This window comes from Marinobacter aromaticivorans, from assembly GCF_002806975.1.
Classification (GTDB): Bacteria; Pseudomonadota; Gammaproteobacteria; order Pseudomonadales; family Oleiphilaceae; genus Marinobacter; species Marinobacter aromaticivorans.
The window spans coordinates 1-1,181 of sequence record NZ_NIHD01000036.1; the positions used below are offsets into that span (position 1 = coordinate 1).

The 1,181-nt window shown below is 57.0% G+C and carries 2 protein-coding genes; both read right to left on the reverse strand.

Translation table 11 applies throughout. The features are described from left to right. Positions 1 to 552, reverse strand: a 552-nt coding sequence (locus CDH48_RS19010) for an ABC transporter substrate-binding protein (protein ID WP_157807877.1), incomplete at its 3' end; no start/stop codon positions are given. 90 nt (positions 553 to 642) lie between these two features. Further along, the coding region (locus CDH48_RS19015; protein ID WP_157807878.1) for an ABC transporter substrate-binding protein at positions 643 to 1,181 on the reverse strand (539 nt) is incomplete at its 5' end.

The following is a 1,181-nucleotide window of genomic DNA, read 5'->3' on the forward strand; positions in this document are numbered from 1 at the left end:
CTGACCGAACGGATAATCCAGATAGATGAAGCCAATCTTGGCATTTTCCAGATCGCCGCCCAATTGCTCCTTGATGAAGGCAACGTCGTTGGCCGCCTGCTGCCAGTAGGTTGGACCGATCGGGAAAACCCATTCGAACACCTCACCATCCACCGCATCACCGCGACCCGTAAAGGCTTGCGCCAGGATATTGCCGTCTTTCATGGCACGCGGTAAAGCCGCGTTCGTGACCGGCGTGGACAGAAAGTAGAAGTGGAAAACACCTTCACGCTTGAGCTGCTCATAGCATTCCACGCCACGCTGCGGTTCGTTGCCGTGGTCGCGCACGATGATTTCAACGGGATGGCCCTCGATGCCGCCGTTGTCGTTGGTGTACATCGCGAGATCCCGTGCCGCCTGGGCGACCTGGGGCGAAATGAAGGAATAGGACTTGCTGAGGTCGAAGCAGAGGCCGAATTGGATCGACTCCTCGGCTTGGGCGAATGTAGCTGACGCGCCTGATGCGAGCACCATGGCGAGGGCCACTGCTTTGAGTTGCTTTTTGTATTTCATTTTTCTCTCCTTTTCGATTTAGTGCAGAGCGTTCTTTTCTTGTTCGGACGCTCTGCCCTGCGTGCCACTTTGCCTTCTGCTACCTGACTGTCATTGCCCGTATTTCGCTGAACTTTCCTTGACCACGTCCCACACCACATGGGTATACCCGGCGCTCCAGTCGGTCAGCGGAACCCAGGTTTCACCATCCCACTGTTCAATGCGCGTCTTACTGCTGCCGCCATGATCCTGGGGTGTCACCGTTACCGGAGCCATCAGGCCATTGGCATCGAAGTTTTCGATCGACTCATAGCCCGCCTTCATGGCCTCCGGCGTCAGCGGCCATCCGTTCTCCTTGATCGCCAGCCGCGCCGCCTCATGCGCCGTTGCCTGGATCGCAAGGCCCATGTTGTAATAAACGTCACGAACATTAGCTTCGGGGCCACTTCCCTTGCCCTTGGCATAGTAGGTCTCCAGCATCGTCTGGACGATCGGGGTATCCTGCCCGCCAACAACATTGGTCGCGCGCAGGATGCCCTTGGCCTCTTCCTCGCCGATATTGCGGATATCGACCTCGTTCATCCAGTGAACAGACAGGTAGCGGTCAATCGGGAAGCGATTGCGGCGCATTTCCCTAGACGCAACCACAT